The 18,577-nt window shown below is 65.4% G+C and carries 16 protein-coding genes; 6 read left to right on the top strand and 10 right to left on the bottom strand.

Features of this window, described 5'->3' with window-relative positions:
* The first annotated feature begins 31 nt into the window (after positions 1-31).
* Positions 32-1,366 (top strand): MFS transporter, encoded by a 1,335-nt coding sequence (locus tag ABIB56_RS15260; protein WP_502917618.1) that lies wholly within the window; start codon positions 32-34, stop codon positions 1,364-1,366.
* A 112-nt stretch (positions 1,367-1,478) separates the two neighbouring features.
* On the opposite strand, the gene ABIB56_RS15265 is transcribed toward ABIB56_RS15260, so the two are convergent.
* Entirely contained in the window at positions 1,479-1,670 is a 192-nt protein-coding gene (locus ABIB56_RS15265) for a hypothetical protein (RefSeq protein ID WP_354570082.1), read from the bottom strand.
* Here ABIB56_RS15265 and ABIB56_RS15270 point away from each other — a divergent pair.
* Positions 1,657-2,607, top strand: a complete 951-nt coding sequence (locus ABIB56_RS15270; RefSeq protein WP_354570083.1) for a hypothetical protein — start codon at positions 1,657-1,659, stop codon at positions 2,605-2,607. The two genes, ABIB56_RS15265 and ABIB56_RS15270, sit on opposite strands and share 14 nt — an antisense overlap.
* A gap of 10 nt (positions 2,608-2,617) precedes the next feature.
* Here the strand turns inward: ABIB56_RS15270 and ABIB56_RS15275 are convergent, their stop codons facing one another.
* The 5 genes from ABIB56_RS15275 to ABIB56_RS15295 form a co-directional block, all read right to left on the bottom strand.
* Positions 2,618-4,855 (bottom strand): HelD family protein, encoded by a 2,238-nt coding sequence (locus tag ABIB56_RS15275; protein ID WP_354570084.1) that lies wholly within the window; start codon positions 4,853-4,855, stop codon positions 2,618-2,620.
* A 255-nt stretch (positions 4,856-5,110) separates the two neighbouring features.
* A complete protein-coding gene (locus ABIB56_RS15280) occupies positions 5,111-6,340 on the bottom strand; it encodes a PrsW family intramembrane metalloprotease (protein WP_354570085.1) in 1,230 nt (409 codons plus the stop codon).
* Positions 6,337-6,879 (bottom strand): hypothetical protein, encoded by a 543-nt coding sequence (locus tag ABIB56_RS15285; RefSeq protein WP_354570086.1) that lies wholly within the window; start codon positions 6,877-6,879, stop codon positions 6,337-6,339. The genes ABIB56_RS15280 and ABIB56_RS15285 overlap by 4 nt, the downstream gene beginning before the upstream one ends.
* A 191-nt stretch (positions 6,880-7,070) precedes the next feature.
* The gene (locus ABIB56_RS15290) at positions 7,071-8,438 is read right to left on the bottom strand and encodes an FAD-binding oxidoreductase (protein ID WP_354570087.1); all 1,368 of its coding nucleotides are present in this window, start codon (positions 8,436-8,438) and stop codon (positions 7,071-7,073) included.
* The gene (locus ABIB56_RS15295; protein ID WP_354570088.1) at positions 8,435-9,355 is read right to left on the bottom strand and encodes a ribokinase; all 921 of its coding nucleotides are present in this window, start codon (positions 9,353-9,355) and stop codon (positions 8,435-8,437) included. Before ABIB56_RS15295 ends, ABIB56_RS15290 begins: the two co-directional genes overlap by 4 nt.
* 87 nt (positions 9,356-9,442) lie before the next feature.
* Between ABIB56_RS15295 and ABIB56_RS15300 the strand changes: the two genes are divergently transcribed.
* The gene (locus ABIB56_RS15300) at positions 9,443-10,945 is read left to right on the top strand and encodes an AlkA N-terminal domain-containing protein (protein ID WP_354570089.1); all 1,503 of its coding nucleotides are present in this window, start codon (positions 9,443-9,445) and stop codon (positions 10,943-10,945) included.
* A gap of 205 nt (positions 10,946-11,150) precedes the next feature.
* On the opposite strand, the gene ABIB56_RS15305 is transcribed toward ABIB56_RS15300, so the two are convergent.
* Together ABIB56_RS15305 and ABIB56_RS15310 are read right to left on the bottom strand one after the other, a co-directional pair.
* The gene (locus ABIB56_RS15305; RefSeq protein ID WP_354570090.1) at positions 11,151-11,387 is read right to left on the bottom strand and encodes a hypothetical protein; all 237 of its coding nucleotides are present in this window, start codon (positions 11,385-11,387) and stop codon (positions 11,151-11,153) included.
* 75 nt (positions 11,388-11,462) lie between these two features.
* Positions 11,463-12,086: an ArsR/SmtB family transcription factor gene (locus ABIB56_RS15310; RefSeq protein ID WP_354570091.1), complete on the bottom strand. Its 624-nt coding sequence runs from the start codon at positions 12,084-12,086 to the stop codon at positions 11,463-11,465.
* A gap of 133 nt (positions 12,087-12,219) precedes the next feature.
* Here ABIB56_RS15310 and ABIB56_RS15315 point away from each other — a divergent pair, with 133 nt between their 5' ends.
* Complete coding sequence (locus ABIB56_RS15315; RefSeq protein WP_354570092.1) at positions 12,220-14,256, top strand: M3 family metallopeptidase; 2,037 nt, start codon at positions 12,220-12,222, stop codon at positions 14,254-14,256.
* Here ABIB56_RS15315 and ABIB56_RS15320 read toward each other — a convergent pair.
* Together ABIB56_RS15320 and clpX are read right to left on the bottom strand one after the other, a co-directional pair.
* Positions 14,187-15,431, bottom strand: a complete 1,245-nt coding sequence (locus tag ABIB56_RS15320) for a benzoate/H(+) symporter BenE family transporter (RefSeq protein ID WP_354570093.1) — start codon at positions 15,429-15,431, stop codon at positions 14,187-14,189. The two genes, ABIB56_RS15315 and ABIB56_RS15320, sit on opposite strands and share 70 nt — an antisense overlap.
* 192 nt (positions 15,432-15,623) lie before the next feature.
* Positions 15,624-16,901, bottom strand: a complete 1,278-nt coding sequence (clpX, locus tag ABIB56_RS15325) for an ATP-dependent Clp protease ATP-binding subunit ClpX (protein ID WP_354570094.1) — start codon at positions 16,899-16,901, stop codon at positions 15,624-15,626.
* Between the two features lie 240 nt (positions 16,902-17,141).
* Here clpX and ABIB56_RS15330 point away from each other — a divergent pair, with 240 nt between their 5' ends.
* Positions 17,142-17,762: a hypothetical protein gene (locus ABIB56_RS15330; protein WP_354570095.1), complete on the top strand. Its 621-nt coding sequence runs from the start codon at positions 17,142-17,144 to the stop codon at positions 17,760-17,762.
* Positions 17,763-17,877: 115 nt separating this feature from the next.
* Entirely contained in the window at positions 17,878-18,576 is a 699-nt protein-coding gene (locus ABIB56_RS15335) for a YcnI family copper-binding membrane protein (protein ID WP_354570096.1), read from the top strand.
* The last annotated feature ends 1 nt before the right edge of the window (position 18,577 follow it).

Here is an 18,577-nt window from a genome sequence, read left to right on the forward strand (position 1 = left end):
CACTCAAGCATGTCACCGCGAGTGCGGAAGAATGGGAACAGTGAGCATAGAGCCTGAGGAGATCGAAGCCAGGCGTTCGCACTTCATCGACCTGTCGCCGCTGCGCGAATCCCCTGCCTTCGCCAGGCTCTGGGCGGGCGGTGCGATCTCCGGCATCGGTGGTCAAATGACCATCGTCGCCGTTGGACTGCACATCTACGAGATCACCCATTCGACCTTGGCCGTGTCGCTCGTCGGTGCTTTCGCCCTCGTGCCGATGGTGATCTTCGGGCTGTACGGCGGGATGCTGGCTGACGCCTTCGACCGTAGGATCGTATTGTTCGTCGCGGCGGTCGTGGCCTGGGCGTCCACCATCACACTGGCGACCATCGCCTGGCTGGGCGTCGAGACCGTCTGGCCGTTCTACCTACTGACGACGACGACCGCCGTGGCCGCGACAGTGATCGGCGCCGTGCGGTCGGCGGTGCCGCCACGGCTGCTTCCACGCAGACTGCTGCCCGCGGCATCCGCTCTCGGTGGCATCAGCGTCGGCATCATGATCACCGTCGGGCCTGCCCTCGCCGGGGTGCTCGTGGCCAGCGTCGGGTTCGCCTGGACCTACACGATCGACGTGATCCTGTTCCTCAGCGCATTTCTCGGCATCCTCTCGCTGCCGAAGCTCTCGCCGGAGGGCGAGGTGCAGCGACCGGGGCTCGAGTCGCTGAGCTACGGGCTGGCCTTCCTTAAACGCGCGCCGAACATTCGGATGACGTTCATCGCCGACATCGTCGCGATGACCTTCGGGCAACCCAGAGTGCTGTTTCCCGCCGTCGGTGCGCTGGTGCTCGGCGGCGGCGCGGTCACCGTCGGAATCCTGACCGCTGCGGGCGCAGTCGGCGCGCTGCTCTGTAGCCTGTTCTCCGGACGACTCGGCGGGGTGCGCTGGCACGGCAGGGCCATCACCGGCTCGATCATCGTGTACGGAGCCTTTGTCGCCGGTTTCGGAGTGGTGCTCGTCGTGGTGAGTTTCGGGCATTTCGGACGCGTGACGCTCTCGCTCGACCACGCCAATTTCATCGGGATCGCAGTCTCAGCCGGGTTGCTCGCGGGTGCCGGCGCCGCTGACAACGTCAGCAGCATCTTCCGCCAGACGATGCTGCAGACCGCCGTACCCGACAACATGCGCGGCAGGCTTCAGGGCATCTTCACGGTGGTGGTGACCGGCGGACCACGTATCGGTGATATCTATGTCGGCATCATCGCCTCGATCGGAGCGCTGTGGCTGCCACCGCTGTTGGGCGGCATCCTGATCGTCGCCCTGCTGATCGTGCTCACCAGGATCCAGCGCGGATTCCTGCGCTACGACGCCCTCGATCCGAAGCCGTAACGGGGCCCTCCTGGCCGAGATAACCCCGCGATTGTTCCTCTTCGGTAGGCCTGTTCCTGCTCGAGGAGGAACGAACCTACCGACGAGGAACAATCGCCGAGTTTGGAGCAGGTCACAGGCTGCCGGATAGGGTGTCACCGTGACCACGAACACCTCCCGCAGCATCGACTACAGCGCCATTCCCGCGCAGCCGAAGGCTCAGGAACTCAAGGATTTTCAGGCTCGCTTCGCGGGGATCCGGCGCCGACTGGGCGCGCAACACGCTGAGCGCCGGCACCGTGGTGCAGCTCGTGGTTCTGGGCATTCTCGCCGTCATCTTCCTGATCGTCGCACCGGTCTCCCTCGTCGGTTTCGGCACGGCCTTCGACGGATTCTCCTCAGCGAATTTCTTCTTCGTGGTGTTCCTTCTCGTGGAACTCGCGGTTGTCTGCTTCCTCGTGATGATCGGCGTGCGAACCGTCCGCGCTGAGATACCGAGTGCGCGCACCTGGACACGCTGGCTGAGACTCAGCCGCTTCGCCTCGGCCAACCAGTTGCAGTTCTCACCTCTCGATCCGAACCCCGGCTACCCGGGCCAGATCTTCGACGACGGGGACCATCGATTCGCCTACGACCACCTGTCGCGTCGCGGCGGCCGCTTCTTCGACATGGGCAACTACCGTTACATCACGGGATCAGGGCGAAGCCGCACCAATCACGGTTGGGGCTACCTGGCGATCAAGCTCGACCGTCGGCTGCCCAATATGGTGCTGGATGCCAGGAGCAACAACAACCTCCTCGGTGGCACGAACCTGCCCGATGCGCTCAAACGCGACCAGAGCCTGTCGCTCGAAGGCGACTTCGACAAAGATTTCACGCTGTACTGCCCACGCGAATACAAGACGGACGCCCTCTGTGTCTTCACGCCCGACCTGATGGCGTTGTTGATCGACCAGACGCAGCAGTTCGACGTCGAGATCGTCGACGACTGGATGTTCGTCTACTCCTCGAAGCCGCTCAACATGGGCGACGTGCCGACCCTCAACCACCTGTTCCGTATCATCGACACGGTCGGCGCGGTCGACACGGTCGGCGCGAAGACGCTCAGCCAGACCGAACGCTACGCCGACGAGCGTATGAGCGACCGCGCCGTCAACATGGTCGCGCCGCAGGGCCGACGACTCAAAAAGACCTTCCCCATGATCACCGTCATATTCCTCGTGGCCTACGGCGCGTTCTGGATCTGGAACGCGTTCCACTAGCCATCGCGGGTCAGAGACCCGCGGGCAGTTCGCCGTCCGCCACCAGGTACAGGCGCTGCGTCGCCCGGGTCATCGCCACGTAGAGCGCTCCGGCTCCCCGCTCGGAAGCCGCCACGATCGCTGCCGGATCGACTACGATCACCGCATCGAACTCGAGGCCCTTCGCGTCCTGCGGCGTGATGATCGCGACGTCGCGGCTGAGTCCCTGGGCGCCGACGCCGACGGCAGTACCGAACTCCCCCGCGAGTGCCTCAGCCAGTGCGGGCAGCTGGGGCTCGAGCACGATGACGGCGAGAGTGCCGCCGGTGTCGAGCGCGCGGTTGCGACGTACGGCCTCCGCGGCGTCCGTCACCACCTCGATCGGCCATTCGCTCGCCCGCACCGCCCGTGACGGGGTGACGGGGAGGCCGTGGGCCACGGCCATCTTCTCCGCCGCGTCGGCGATCTGGCTCGGTGTGCGGTAGTTGACAGTGAGCTCCTCGAGGCGCCAGCGATCGCCCTCTGGCGACCCATCGAGCAGCGGCTTCAGCGCATCCTTCCAACTGGAGGATGCCGCGGCCGACGCCGCCTGCGCGATGTCGCCCACGATCGTGAACGACCGCAGCGGTCCACGACGTAACAGCAGCTTCCACTGCATCGGCGAGAGCTCCTGTGCCTCGTCGACGACCACGTGACCGTAGGTCCAGGTGCGGTCGCCAGCAGCTTTCTCGGCAGTCGTCGCCCGGTCGCCGAGCTCGGCGAAGTTGTCGGCAAGGGCCTTCGCATTGACCATCCCCGCGACATCCATGTTCTCGATGGCACGCTCCGCGTTCTCGATGTCGCGTTTACGCTGCTGCTTGGCCTCGCGCTTCTGGGCCGCGTCGGCGACGCTGTACTCACCGAGATGCTCGGCCGCCTCGTCAAGCAGCGGGACGTCGGCAATGGTGAACTCCGCATCGCGGTCGCGGCGCAGCAGTGCTCGCTGTTCCGGTGTCCAACTGGGGGTCAGCTCGGCGAGCCACTGCGGGCGGGCATAGAGGTCCTGCAGCAGCCTCTGCGGGGTGAGCGGCAGCCACGCGGTGTTGAGGGCAACGCGCACGTCCTCCGCTGAGCGGAGGTCTTCGCGCAACATCGGCAGGTCGGAGTCGTCCATCGAGTTGCCCGCGTCGGTGAGCTGCGCAAGCCATTGCCGGCTCAGGGCGGCGAGGGCGTTCTTGACGAAGGTCGCCCTGGCCTCGTTGTACGGCTTGTTCGACTCGCGCGCACGGTTGATCGCGTTGGCCACCAGCTGCGGATCCAGCGTGAGCCGGTCGCCGTTCACCTCGAGATCCTGCGGCGCGGCGGGCACTCGCTGGCGGGAACGCACGGCGCGAGCGATGAGACCGGCCATGAACGGCCGGCCCTTGAGCGCGGCCACGGCCGGGGCATCCTCCCTGCTCGCCTCGACACCCGGATAGAGCTGGCCGACACTCGCGAGCACCACACCGGTCTCGCCGAGCGATGGCAACACTGCCTCGATGTACTGCAGGAACGACCGCGACGGCCCGACGATCAGCACGCCGGAGTTCCGAAGTCGCTCACGATGGGAGTACAACAGGTAGGCCGCGCGGTGTAGCGCGACCGCGGTCTTGCCGGTTCCGGGGCCGCCCTGCACCACCAGAACACCCTTGAGATCGGAGCGGATGATGCGGTCCTGTTCGCCCTGGATCGTGGCGACGATGTCCGCCATCCGCCCGGTGCGCTGTGCGGTCAGAGCCGCGAGCAGCGCGCCCTCACCCTGCAGTTCGGCCGAATCGCTCTCCAGCAGCGCGGCGTCGAAGATCTCATCCTCGATGCGGATGATGCTGCGCCCCTTCGACAGCAGGTGGCGGCGTGCCCGTGCCCCGAGTGGGGTCGCGGCGGTGGCCTGGTAGAAGGCGCTGGCCTGTGGAACACGCCAGTCGAGCAGGATCGGCTGCAGGTCGTCGTCGCGCAGGCCGATGCGGCCGATGTAGCGCAGCACCTGGCCGTCGTCATCGGGGTTGTCTTTATCAGGTACGAGTTCGAGGCGACCGAAGGCGAGACGCTCGTCCACTTCGCGCAGCTGCACGATGCGGTCCTCGTAGATGCGCGCGAAGGTGTCGCGCTCTGAACGGCCCTGGTGGTTGCCGCCGACGTCGAGGAGACGGATCGCATCGAGCTGCTGCTCGGCTTCGAGTTTGAGCGCATCGAGCCTCGCGTAGAGGGTCGCAACGTAGTCCTGCTCGCGCTTCAGCTCGTGATCAACCACTCAAATACCCCTTAAATCCGGCATTCGAGTTTAGTCGCGTCGGCCGCACACGATTGACCTTCCGCTCACAGCTGACAGTGCTGCGCGCGCGAGTTCCCGCCATCATCGTCGCTGTAACCCAACCGCCACCACGTTTCTCCGGAGGATTCCGCCAGACGGGACCGAAAACGCATGGATGCGGGTTACAAACGGAATTCCTCCGGAGAAACGTGCGAGAAAGTCGCCGTCACGCCGGATGCCAGGAGAAAGCAGCGTTCAGGTGGCGGGGGGCGCCGACACGATGACGTAGCCGGGCGGTGGCGGCACGGGCGGAAGCCCGGCGAGCGACAGGCGATCCTTCCCGAGGGCGTCGAGCAGTTCGGCCTCATCGCGCTGGCCACCAATGCGGTCCTTACCGTTGATCAGCCGTTCGCGGGTGAAGGCCAGGTGCGTGGCATCCCGCACGAATTTCAGGTACGGCTTCTTTAACCGGTTGCGCGCAGCCCACGCCACTGCCTGCCGACGGCCGGTGCCGGTAGAGAGCTGGTTCACCTCGCTCGGGGTGAACCAGCCGACGGCCGCATATTCGGAGAGCCTCGCGTGGGTGAGCAGCTGCTCCCGCCGCCGGAGGCGTACGACACCGACGATCCCGAGAATGAAGAGCGGCACCTGCACGACGAAGTAGTACTCGAACCAGTTGTCAGCCCAGAATCCCGCGCTGTTCCACAAAGCGTGCAGCAGAACGGCCGGGATCAGGCCGAGCATGAAGAACCCGATGCCGCCCAGCCCGTTGGTCCGCTTCGCGGCGACCCCCAGCAGCACACCAGTGCACGCCGTGAACATCACGTGCGCGAACGGCGAGAGCACGGCGCGCAACAGAAAAACCGAGGCGACCCCGACACCCCCGTTGGAGTGCAGGAGCGCGAGACCGAAATACTGCAGGTTCTCGGTGAAGGCGAAGCCGATCGCGACGGTGGCGCCGTAGACCAGGCCGTCGACAGGTCCGTCGAAGGTTCTCCGCATCACCCAGAACAGCAGCAGAATGCCGAAGCCCTTGGCCGTCTCCTCCACGATCGGCGCCTGCACAACGGTCTCGAAAAGCTCGGTGCCTACAGAACTCTGGATATTGGCTGCCGCACGATAGTCCTGCGTGATGCTCGAGAAGATGAGGGCGATCAGGATGGATGCCGCCGCTCCCCAAAGGAAGGCGAACACCAATGCACCACGTGGCTCCGGTTCCCAGCGATCGATCCAGCGGATACCGAAGAGCACGATCACCAGTGGAATCGCGGCGAGCACGAGGGCGATCAGTAGAGCACGCGGACCGAGTACCAGAAACAGGTATTCCGCGACCACTACCAGCACGAGCGACAGTACGACGAACCCGATGATGGCGAGCACGATGGTGCGCTTGTTGCGCCGCACAGGGCGCACGACGGGAACCTGTGCCGGATGTTCGACGACCGGCTGGCCGCTGGGAGCAACTCCCGAGAACGCGTGGCTCACGCGTCGTCCCCGCTGTCGCGACGATAGTCGGACAGCCCATCGTCGAGCGGCACGCGGCCCACGGTGTTGAGCAGATTCATCGCCACCGTGAGGCCGGCGAAGGCGAGCAAAATAAGGCGTCGCTCGGCGCTGAACGCCGCTTCGAGACGGTCGTAGAAATCCTGCGGGATGTCGTGAGGGCTGCGCACGATCAACCGGCCCCAGTCGATGAGCAGCTGCTCCGTCTCCGTGACCTGCGGCTGGTCGGGGTCATCGCCGGCCTCGACGAGAGTCTTGCGGAAGTGGAGTGCGGAGCCGGGACATCCGTTCTCGTCGGAGATCGCGTAGGCGAAATGCGAGAGAGCCCGCTCACCGATCCATGGGGCGATCTCGTCCCAGAGCGAATACCACTGTGCATAGGCCCCGAAACTGGGCACGTTTTCGAGCAGTGCGGCCTGCAGGTTGGTGAGCTGGTCGTTGTGGCTGGCAGCGAAGATGTCTCCGGCCGCACGCGCTTCCGGCTTCAGGCTGTCGTGTGGCGTGATCGGCAGGAACGTCATGCGCTCAGCCTAGGAGTTGAGGCATCCCGACGCATCACTGTGTCAGCCGGCGACGGGCTGGTACTGCTCACCGCGGTGGCCGCGCGCGGGCCGAATGTCGCCACCTCCTGAACGCTCGAGTTGGCAGTTATGGCGACCTCACGCGTGGATTATGTCGCCGCAACTACCAATTCGGTGTGCTGTGGGAAGCCCTAGAAGACCTTGCCGGGGTTCAGGATGCCTTTCGGATCGAAGACCTGCTTGATCTGCAGCTGCAGGTCGAACTGGTCGTCGCCGAGTTCGTCACGCAACCAGCGCTTCTTGAGCAGGCCGACGCCGTGCTCGCCAGTCAGGGTGCCGCCCAGGCGAAGGGAGGCGGCGAAAAGCTCGCCGGCCGCGTCCCAGATCGTGTCGGGAACGGCCCCGTCAGCGGCGGGCGTGAACACGAAGTTCGGATGCAGGTTACCGTCGCCCGCGTGGGCCACCGTCGGAATCGTGATGCCGTAACGGTCGGCGATCCGGGTGATCTCCGCGAAGATCTCTGGAAGCGCACTCCGTGGAACAGCCACATCCTCGATCAGCACCGTGCCTTGCGCTTCGAGTGCCGGATGGAAGGCCCGCCGCACCTCGAACAGGCGCTCACCCTCCGCGGCATCCGTGGTGAGATCGGCGTCTCCGCCGAGTGAGCGGATGATCTCAAGGGCAGCCGCGGCGTCCTCGGCACTTCCCGCGCCGTCGGTCTGCACGAGCAGGCAGGTGTTGCCACGTTCCGCGAGCCTCACACCGAGGAACGCGTCGGTGGCGAGCAACGCCGCCTCGTCCATGAGCTCGAGCGCCGCGGGTCGGAGACCGGCCGCGCTGATCGCAGCCGACGCGGATGCCGCAGCCACGACATCCGGAAAGAACGCGGCGATCGTCGCCACCGGGCCGACCGGCAGCGCCCGCAGTTTCACTGTCGCCTCGACGATGACGCCGAGTGTGCCCTCTGAACCGATCATCAGCGCGGTCAGGTCCAGGCCGGTCACACCTTTGACGCTGCGGTGACCTAGGGAGAGCAGGCGACCGTCGGCGAGTACGACCTTGAGGCCGAGTACCGACTCACGGGTGACCCCGTACTTGGCGCAGAGCAGGCCGCCGGCGTTGGTCGCGATGTTGCCACCGACAGTCGAGATCGCTTTGCTGGCCGGGTCGGGCACGAACCAGAGGCCTTGTTCGGCGAGTACGGCGTTGAGATCCGAGTTGATAATGCCCGGCTCGATGACGGCGACCTCATCGGCGACGGAGATCTCGAGGATCCTGTTCATCGCGAGCGTCGACAGCACGATTTCGCCGGCCGCGGCGGCCGCTCCGCCGGCGAGTCCCGTTCCCGCCCCGCGCGGCACGACCGGAACGCCGTGCTCGTTTGCGATGCGCATGGTGGCCTGCACATCGGCGACGGTACGGGCATTCACGACGGCGAGGGGCAGGCTGAACGAGTCGTGGCCGGACTTGTCCCTGGTCAGCTCGCCGAGCTCCTCCGGCCGGGTCGACATGGCATCGCCCAGTTCGGCTTTGAGTGCGGCGAGGACGGCGTCCGTCATGCTTCTGTCCTGTCTGTGAGTACAGCGTCGATCGCCGCGCGCTGGGGAACGGAGGGAACAGCGCCGACCGCCTGCACCGACAGTGCGGCGGCCGCCGTGGCGAACCGTGCGGCATCCGCGAAGTCCATACCTTCGGCGATCGCCGCGGCGAAGGCGCCACAGAAAGTGTCACCGGCGCCGGTCGTATCGACCGTCGTGACCTTCGGTGCCGCGATCCTGGCGACCTCCACCCCGTCGTCGAACAACACCGATCCCGCCGATCCGAGTGTGACGACGAGCCTGCTCACCAGGGAGGCAAGCCTTGCGGATGCCACCTCGAGGTCAGCGGATTCTCCGACGAGACACGCCTCGTGTTCATTGACTACGAGGTAGTCGAGACTGTCGAGCAGCTCGCGCGGCACTGGCTGCGCGGGTGCCGCGTTCAGGATGACGATGCCGCCTGCGGTGTGGGTTACAGATGCCGCGGAACGCACCGCTGCGAGGGGAAGTTCGAGTTGCATGAGCAGCACAGCGGTCAACGCGAGAGCCTCGCGATCGCCCTCCCCGAGGTCGGTCACCGTCGCGTTGGCACCCGAAGCCACGATGATCGTGTTCTCCCCCGAGCCGTCGACGACAATGAATGCCTGGCCGGTGGGATCGGAGACCCGGCGCACCAGCGTGCTGTCGATCCCCGCATCGTCCATGGTCGCGGCCAGCGCTGCGCCGTTCTCGTCGCGCCCCAGCGCCCCGATGAACCGGGTCGGCGCCGAGGCACGCGCTGCGGCGACGGCTTGGTTGAGGCCTTTGCCACCGGGAAACCGTTGCGCGGAGTCGGCGAGAAGCGTTTCTCCCGGTCGCGGAATGCGATCCACCGCGAAGACGATGTCCATGTTGGCGCTGCCGACAATCGTCACGCCGACCGGTGCGTCGTTGCTCATCAAGCCGCTCATCAAGCCAGATTAGCCGGTGCAGGTAGTGTCTGATTTCCGCTAGTCAATGTCAGTCGGTCGTGTGAGTCTTGTCCTGTGACCGCCATTCCCCCCGCTGCCCTTCGCCCGACCGATCCCCTCTTCGCCGAACGCTATCGGGCGATGTCGTCGCGAGACTCGCGTTTCGACGGACAGTTCATCACCGGCGTGCATACCACCGGCATCTACTGTCGTCCGAGCTGCCCAGCGATGACGCCGAAGCCGTCCAACGTCACCTTCTACCGCACCGCCGCGGCCGCCCACGAGGCAGGGCTGCGCGCCTGCAAGCGCTGCCAGCCGGATGCCGTTCCGGGTTCTCCGGAGTGGAACATCCATGACGACATCGCCTCACGCGCCATGCGACTCATCGCGGATGGCACCGTCGAGCGCGACGGCGTACCGGGCCTCGCCGCGCGCCTGGGCTACACCCCACGCCACCTCGGACGCGTGCTGGTGAAGGAACTCGGCGCCGGCCCGCTCGCCCTCTCCCGCGCCCATCGAGCCCAGACCGCGCGCACCCTGCTGATGAGCACCGAACTGTCGGTCGCCGACGTCGCTTTCGCGGCCGGCTTCTCGAGCATCCGCCAGTTCAACGACACCGTGCAGGCCGTCTACGAGACCACCCCGACCGCCCTGCGGGAGCGTGGTCGCCGCATCCTCGCCAGACCGCGACCCGGCGCGACGGATTCGACCTCGATCTCACTGCGGCTGCCGGCTCGCCCGCCTTTCGACGGGCCCGGTCTGATGAGGTTCTTTGCCGACCACGCGGTCCTCGGTGTCGAATCGGGAGATGAGACCAGTTTTCGACGTTCCATGAGACTGCCGCATGGCGTCGCAGCGATCGAACTTCAACTCGACGGCCCGACAACAGTGCTCTGCAGCGCGAAACTGGAGAGCATCGCGGATCTCTCCACGATGGTGTCCAGGGTTCGGCGCCTGCTCGACCTGGACGCGGACTCCGAGGCGATCGACAGCGCCCTCGCCGCAGACCCGGTGCTCGCGGCATCCGTATTCGCGCATCCTGGCATTCGGCTGCCAGGCAGTCTGGACGCGGATGAGGCACTCTTCCGCACCATGATCGGCCAGCAGATCTCGGTCGCCTCTGCACGAACAGTACTGGGAAGGATCGCCACCGAACTCTCCGAGACGCCAGGGCTCTTCCCCACCGCGGCGCAGATCGCCGAACACGGCCATGAGGTGCTGAGGGGCCCGGCGACCAGGGTTGCGGCGATCATCGGGGTGGCTCGAGCCCTGGCCGAAGGCGAACTCGTGCTCGACGTTGGCATGCCCGCAGCGGAATTCGAACGTCGCCTGGTCGCTATGCCGGGCATCGGCCCGTGGACGGCGGGATACCTGGCGATGCGCGTGCTCGGCAACCCCGATGTGCTGCTCACCAGCGACCTGGTGATGCTGGCAAGCGGCGTCGGCCTCGGGCTACCCGCGACAGCACGCGGCCTGGCCGACTACGGCACACGTTGGGCTCCGTGGCGCAGCTACGCGGGGATGCACCTCTGGCGCTCGCGGCCGGTGACAAGCGCGACGCGGCCCGCCGCCGACTGAGCGGAGCCGCACGCCACCTGTGACGTGCCGCCCCGCCGTTCCCCCTCAGCGGCCGCCGCTCAGGCAATCGAGGACTTTCGGAGACTCGCCTGGGGCAGCAGACAGCCCCGATGAGCACCGCCCCGGAGATAGTGCACAGGAGGTGGCGCTAGGACGCCGTGTGCGGTCCGGACGGGGCGGGTCACCGGGGCTGAGTCTGGCGGGCTCAGAGCAGTCGCATTGCCATGAGCGCAGTCTCGTTCTCATGAGCCTGGCGTTGCTGCTGCATGCGCAATAGGCGAGCCGATTCCTCGTACGTCAACGCGGAACGCTCTGCGCGCCTGCGGGCCCACTTGAGCATCACGATGCTGAGACGCATGACGACCCGATTGAGACCGTGGGGACGTGCACGACGTGAGCGTGGGGCGTGGATACCGCCGTCATAGGCGACGGCTGCAGTCATCAGATTTCCCTCTCTCTTGAAGACAAATTTACGGGCGACCACCGACATTTCGGCGGCCGGGTGAAGGCTGGACGGTTAACTCTCGACGGGATCATGTGCTGGCTCCAGCGGGACTTCGACACCGTCGACGACCGGGAAGGCATTGAACTGCACCTGCACCGGACGGGAGCCGGGAACCTGCTGACCCCGATACCTCTGCACGAAGTCGCGAAGAAGCGCGTCCCAGGCCTGGCTGAGTTCGCGCAACTGCTCGATGGTGAGCGGAGCGCTGGCCGTGCTGACCATGCTCGCCTCCTGCCACTCACGCGAAAGCTCTTCAGGCCCGCGATCGGTGAACTCGCGCAGCAGCCGATCGCGATTCGCCTGCCACTGCGTGAGAACGATGTCCGAAGCGACACGACCCACGGCAGTGTCCTGCATCTCCACAGAAGAGAAGGTGATGCTACCGGGGGTTCGCTCCCACCAACGCTCCCTGCCCGTTCCGCGGCCTTCGATCTCGTTGACGAAGCCGTGTTTCTCGAGCTGACGAAGGTGGTAGCTGGTGGCTCCGCTGGACTCCCCGAGCCGCTCGCCGAGTCCGCTGGCGGTAAAAGGGCCGTAGGTCGACAGCGCATCCAGGATCTGGATCCGGAGCGGATGCGCCAGACCCTTGAGCGTCTCGAGATCGACGTGGAGATCAGGCGCTGTGCTTTCTTCCATAATGCAAAACTAGCATTGCCATATATTCTTTGCAAGGATCTCTTTGCAACAGTTTTTTTGCACGACCTATTGCGCAGCATGCGTTGTGCACGCTGGTCGATCAGGATTCCAAGGCTCCACCTAGGCTTGGACCATGGTTGAACAGAATCCTTTCTTCACTCCCAGCTCTCTCCCCTATGGTCTCCCACCCTTCGCGGACATCCGAGACGATCACTACCGTCCAGCCTTCGAGAAGGGCTTCGAGGAGCAGCTTCGCGAAGTCTCGAACATCACCCGCCGCCGCGACATGCCGACCTTCGAGAACACGATGATCCCCCTCGAGCAGTCGGGGCAGACGCTCGAGCGGGTTGCGACGGTTTTCTTCAACAAGAGTTCCTCCGACAGTTCGGACTTCACCAACGCCCTCGAGGAGGAGATCGCTCCCCTATTGGCCGCCCACTCCGACGCGATCACACTCAACTCCCCGCTCTACTGGCGCATCACAACACTGCGCGACCAGCTGCCACAGCTCGGTCTCGACGACGAGTCGACCTATCTTGTCGAGCGCTACTACGCCGAGTTCACCCTCGCCGGTGCCGGCCTCGACGACGACGCCAAGGAGACGCTGCGGGACTACAACCAGAAACTTTCGACCCTGACCACACGTTTCGAGAAGAACCTGCTCGCCGACACCAACGAGCTGGCGATCGTCATCGACGACGTGGCCGAGCTCGACGGACTGGGTGCTGGCGAGATCTCCGCAGCTTCCGAGGCCGCGAAGGAGCGCGGCCTCGAGGGCAAATACCTGGTGACGCTCGTACTACCGACGGGGCATCCCTACCTCGACTCGCTCACCAACCGCGAGGTGCGCGAACGCATCATGACCGCCTCCCGCTCACGAGGAGGCCGTGGCGGCGACAACGACAACCGCGAACTCGTGCTCGAGATCACCCGCCTGCGCGCCGAACGTGCACGGCTGCTGGGGTTCGCGAACCACGCCGCCTACGTCACGGCCGATGAGACGGCGAAGACCCCGGAGGCAGTCGCCTCGATGCTCGGCAAACTCGCGCCCGTCGCCGCGCGCAACGCTCGCGCGGAGCAGGCCGACCTGCAGCAGCAGATCGGTGACTCTTTCGACCTGGATGCCGCGGACTGGGCCTTCTACACCGAGAAGGTACGCCAGGCCAAATACGAGGTCGACACCGCTGAGATGCGACCCTACTTCGAGTCGGAACGCGTGATGCGCGACGGCGTGTTCTTCGCCGCCAATCAGGTGTACGGCGTGACCTTCACCGAGCGCCCGGAGCTCGTCGCGTACCACCCCGACGCCCGGATCTTCGAGGTCGCGAACGAGGATGGCTCACCCGTCGGCCTCTATATTCTCGACCTGTACACGCGCGACTCCAAGCGCGGCGGCGCCTGGATGAACCCGCTCATCTCGCAGAACAGCCTGCTCGACCAGCCCGTCGTCGTGGTGAACAACCTCAATGTGTCGAAGCCCGCGGCCGGTGAACCGACACTGCTCAGCTACGACGAGGTCAACACCTTCTTCCACGAGTTCGGTCACGCTCTGCACGGCCTGTTCGCTCACGTCACCTATCCCAAGTTCGCCGGCACGAACGTGTTCCGCGACTTCGTCGAGTTCCCCAGCCAGGTGAACGAGATGTGGATGCTATGGCCCGAGATCCTGGCCAACTACGCGGTGCACTTCGAAACCGGTGCCGCGATGCCGCAGGAATTCGTGGACAAAATCCAGGCGTCATCCGCTTTCAATGAAGGATTCAAGACCAGCGAATATCTCGCCGCTGCCCTGCTCGACCAGGCCTGGCACCGGATCAGCGCCGACGACACGGTGGCGGATGTCGCGGAGTTCGAGGCGGAGGCGCTGGCCGCCGTCGGACTCGACAACCCGGCCGTGCCGACGCGATACTCCAGCGCCTACTTCGCCCACACCTTCTCCGGTGGATACGACGCCGGGTATTACTCCTACATCTGGAGCGAGGTGCTCGACGCCGACACTGTCGAATGGTTCACCGAGAATGGCGGCCTGACCCGCGAAAACGGTGACCGGTTCCGTTCGCTGCTGCTCGGCGTCGGCGGATCGAAAGACCCGCTCGAGGCCTACCGGGACTTCCGCGGGCGCGACGCCGTGATCGAGCCGCTGTTGGAGCGCCGCGGCCTCAAGGACTGACCGCTCGGCCCGTCGCCCGAGCGGCGACGCGTCCACCCGAGCCAGAGCATCACGACGGCCCCGATGAGCAGGCCCCAGAAGGCCGATCCGATACCGACGACGACGATTCCGGATGCCGTGACCAGGAAGGTCACGATCGCCGCGAGGCGGTGCGCCGGTTCTTCGATCGCGCCGGTGACGGCCCCGATTAGCGCGCTCAACAGCGCGAGCCCGGCGACGGCCTCGATGAGGATCGGTGGCGATGCCGCCACGAACGCCGTCGCGACGCCAGCCAGCAACCCGAGCACGATGTAGGTCGTGCCCGCCGATACCGGCGCTATCCAGCGCCTGTTCCTGTCCGGTGAGGCTTCCGGTCCGGCGGTGAGCGCCTGGGTGAGCGCGGCCAGGTTGATGGTGATGCCGCCCAACAGGGCGCCGATCCCAGAGAGTGCGCCGGATCCGACCAATGCCGCTCGAACCGGCGGGCGGTAACCGAAGTTGTTGAGAATCGCGGCCCCCGGAATGTTCTGGCCGGCCATCGTCACAATGAAGAGCGGAATGGCGAGACTCACCACTACCAGCGGGTTGAATTCCGGCGCGACAAAATCTAACTGCGGCGCCAGGTGAGCGCCACGCAACCAGCCAGAACCCGCCGTCACGGCCAGCAGAACAGCGGTGAGCAGGATCGCCGCGGGCACCGCCCAGCGCGGAGCGAGGCGGTAGAGCACGAGCCAGACGACAATGACAGGCACAGCGAGGAACCAGGTGTCAGCCCCGACGGCAGCCTGCACCGGCGCGAGGCAGAGTGGCAACAGGATGCCGGCGAGCATGGCGCTTGAGATCGGCCGCGGGATGCGTGCGATGAGCCGCTCCAGGGCGGGCACGAGACCCACAAGCACGATCAGTGCGGCCGCCACGATGAATGCGGCGACTGCTTCCCCGAATCGCCCTGTCACGCCGGCCGTGGCGACGAGCAGCGCCGCCCCAGGAGTGCTCCAGGCGAACTTGAGCGGCACCCGATAGGCGATGCTCAGCACGATCGCGATCAGCCCCTGCGCGACACAGATCACCAGCAAACCGGATGCTGACTGCGACTGCGAGGCGCCAACAGCGGCCAGCCCCGCGAGCACGATCGCGAAAGAACTGGAGAAACCCGTGATGGCTGCGACGATGCCCGCGACGATCGGCTGGACCATGAACGTATCGGACTCTCTCGCGGCTGCCGGCAGGGTGCAACCAGCCTAGAGCCCGGGCCACTGTGTTACGCGGGCCAATGCCCGGGCGGTGGACTGGTCGACCACGACCGTACCGACACAGCAGCCGCACCGACAACAGCGCGCCGCTGCGGCGCGCTGATACGGGCGCTGCGAGGCGCTAAGCCCGAGCGGTCAGGCCGACTTCTCCTGGCGGATCGCCTTGTGAGGCACGATCGTCGGTGCCGCGTTCTCGAGAACGGCGGCCCTGGTGACGATGACCCTGGCGATCTCGTCGCTCGACGGTACTTCGAACATGATCGGGCCGAGCACTTCTTCCATGATCGAACGAAGGCCGCGGGCACCGGTCTGGCGCAGCACCGCCAGGTCGGCAATCGCCTCGAGGGCATCCTGCTCGAAATCGAGTACGACGCCGTCGAGTTCGAACATGCGCTGGTACTGGCGCACGAGCGCGTTCTTCGGCCTGGTGAGGATCTCCATGAGAGCGACCTGGTCGAGCGGCGTCACGGTGGTGACCACGGGCAGGCGACCGATGAACTCGGGGATGAGCCCGAACTTGTGCAGGTCTTCCGGCAGCACCTCGCCGAAAAGATTCACGTCGTCGCCCTTGCTGTGCAGCGGGGCGCCGAAGCCGATCCCTTTCTTGCCCGCACGCTGGGAGATGATCTCCTCGAGGCCGGCGAAAGCACCGGCGACGATGAATAGCACGTTGGTGGTGTCGACCTGGATGAACTCCTGGTGCGGATGCTTACGACCACCCTGCGGCGGCACCGAGGCCACGGTGCCCTCGAGGATCTTGAGCAGCGCCTGCTGCACCCCCTCGCCGGAGACGTCACGGGTGATGGACGGGTTCTCGGCCTTGCGGGCGATCTTGTCGATCTCATCGATGTAGATGATGCCGGTCTCAGCCCGCTTGACGTCGTAGTCCGCGGCCTGGATCAGCTTGAGGAGGATGTTCTCCACGTCTTCGCCCACGTAGCCGGCTTCGGTGAGTGCAGTGGCATCCGCGACCGCGAATGGCACGTTGAGACGCTTGGCCAGGGTCTGCGCGAGATAGGTCTTGCCGCAGCCGGTTGGACCGATGAGAAGGATGTTGGACTTGGCGATCTCGACGTCGTCGATGACGGCATCCGCCGAAGTGATCGTGTTGCGAGCCCTGATGCGCTTGTAGTGGTTGTAGACAGCGACGGAGAGGGCTTTCTTGGCCGCCTCCTGGCCGATGACGTATTCCTCGAGAAACTGGTAGATCTCGCGCGGCTTCGGGAGCTCGAACTCGCTCGATGTTTCCTCGCCGGCCTCGGCCAGGCGCTCTTCGATGATCTCGTTGCAGAGTTCGACGCACTCGTCGCAGATGTAGACGCCTGGGCCAGCGATCAGCTGCTGCACCTGCTTCTGGCTCTTGCCACAGAAGGAGCATTTGAGCAGATCGGCGCTCTCACCTATACGAGCCATGCTCGGACTCCTCCTGGTCTTCGGATCTCGGCGCTGAGACCCAGAATGCTCATGATCGTGAGAGCTCGGTAACGCGAAAATAAGCGGATCTGGTCATGCAACCGTGGTTCTGAATACCGAGCCTAACCCGAGTAGACGACACTGTTCGCACCATGTGCAAATACGACACGGCGAGCCGCGGGCTCATCGGGCGGTCATAGACTTCTCGGCGAGGCCTGTACATCGATATCGGGGGCATGGATGAGCACGAGATGGGCGCGGTTGACCCGCGGCTTGCTCGCTGCCCTGTTCTCCACCTTCGTCGCCGCCTGCTCCCACACCCTCTCTGGCCGAAGCATCCCGAGCCTGGTCGGACTCGCCCTGTGCCTGGCCTTCTCGACGGTGCTCTGCACTCTTCTGGCAGGCAAGACGCTCTCCCTGCTGAGGTTGTCCATCTCCATCGGGGTGAGTCAGTTCGCCTTCCACGGCGCCTTCAGCCTGCTGGCGGATGCCGCGCCATCCTCGATTCCGATGCCCGGCATGCACGACCACTCCGCAGGCGCGATGTCGCTGCACCTGAACCAGGTCTCCCCCGGCGCTCATGCGGCGATGTCGGCCGATCCTGGCATGTGGTTGGGGCACGCCGTGGCCGCGGCGATAACCATCGTCGCCTTCCGGTTCGGTGAGGCCGCGTTCTGGGAGCTCCTCGAGCTCACGCTGCTGCGTATCACACGCTTGGCGCTGTACGCACACCGTGTCCAGCCCGTTGCCAGCCTGCGGCCGAGCGTCGTCGCGGCCGAGCGTGCCCAGATACCGCGGCCGGTCGACCATGTGCTCTCCGCCCTGCGACATCGCGGTCCCCCCGCGGTCGTGATGGCCTGACACCCAACGACAACTATTTCCGAGGTCGGTTCAACACCTCCGGATGCCACCACCCCAGTGCTTTTCTGGGGACGGTTTCCCGCGCGACCGACCGCACCAATTGCTGAGGTACTTAATGAATAAACGCACCACCGCCAAGCTCTCCATCACGCTCGGCGCGGGAGCCCTGCTGGCGTGCGCACTGCCGCTGTCTGCCAGCGCGCACGTCACCATCACTCCGAACACTGCGCCGGAGGGTTCCTATTCGCTGATCACCTTCAAAGTACCGACCGAATCCGCGACCGCGACCACCACCAAACTCGAGGTCGACATCCCCACCGATACTCCGTTCTCGTCGGTCAGTTATGTCCCTGTGCCAGGGTGGACAGCCGAGCTCACGACGGAGACCCTGCCGAAGCCCGTCAAGGTCGGCGACAACGAGTTGAAGGAAGCGGTGACGAAGGTGACCTGGACGGCTTCGCCCGGATCGGAGATCAAGGAAGGTCAGCTTCAGCTGTTTCCGCTGTCCGTCGGTTCCGTACCCTCCACCGGCAAGATCGAACTCAAAGCTCTGCAGACGTACAGCGACGGCAGCGTGGTCGAGTGGACGCAGACCGGGGCGGACGCAGAACACCCGGCTCCGGTGCTCTATGTGAATGATGCGCCAGCCGACTCGCATCACGACGCGACGGTCACCGCCACTAAGGAACCAACGATTACGGCGGCCTCGTCCAGCGATGTGGTCGCTCGCGGAATCGGTATTGGTGGTCTCGTGCTCGGGGCCATCGGCATCGTTCTGGCCGTGGTGACGATGCGTCGCAGGGTGACGGACTAGT

Source organism: Glaciihabitans sp. UYNi722 (assembly GCF_040549465.1).
In the GTDB taxonomy this organism is placed as follows: domain Bacteria; phylum Actinomycetota; class Actinomycetes; order Actinomycetales; family Microbacteriaceae; genus Lacisediminihabitans.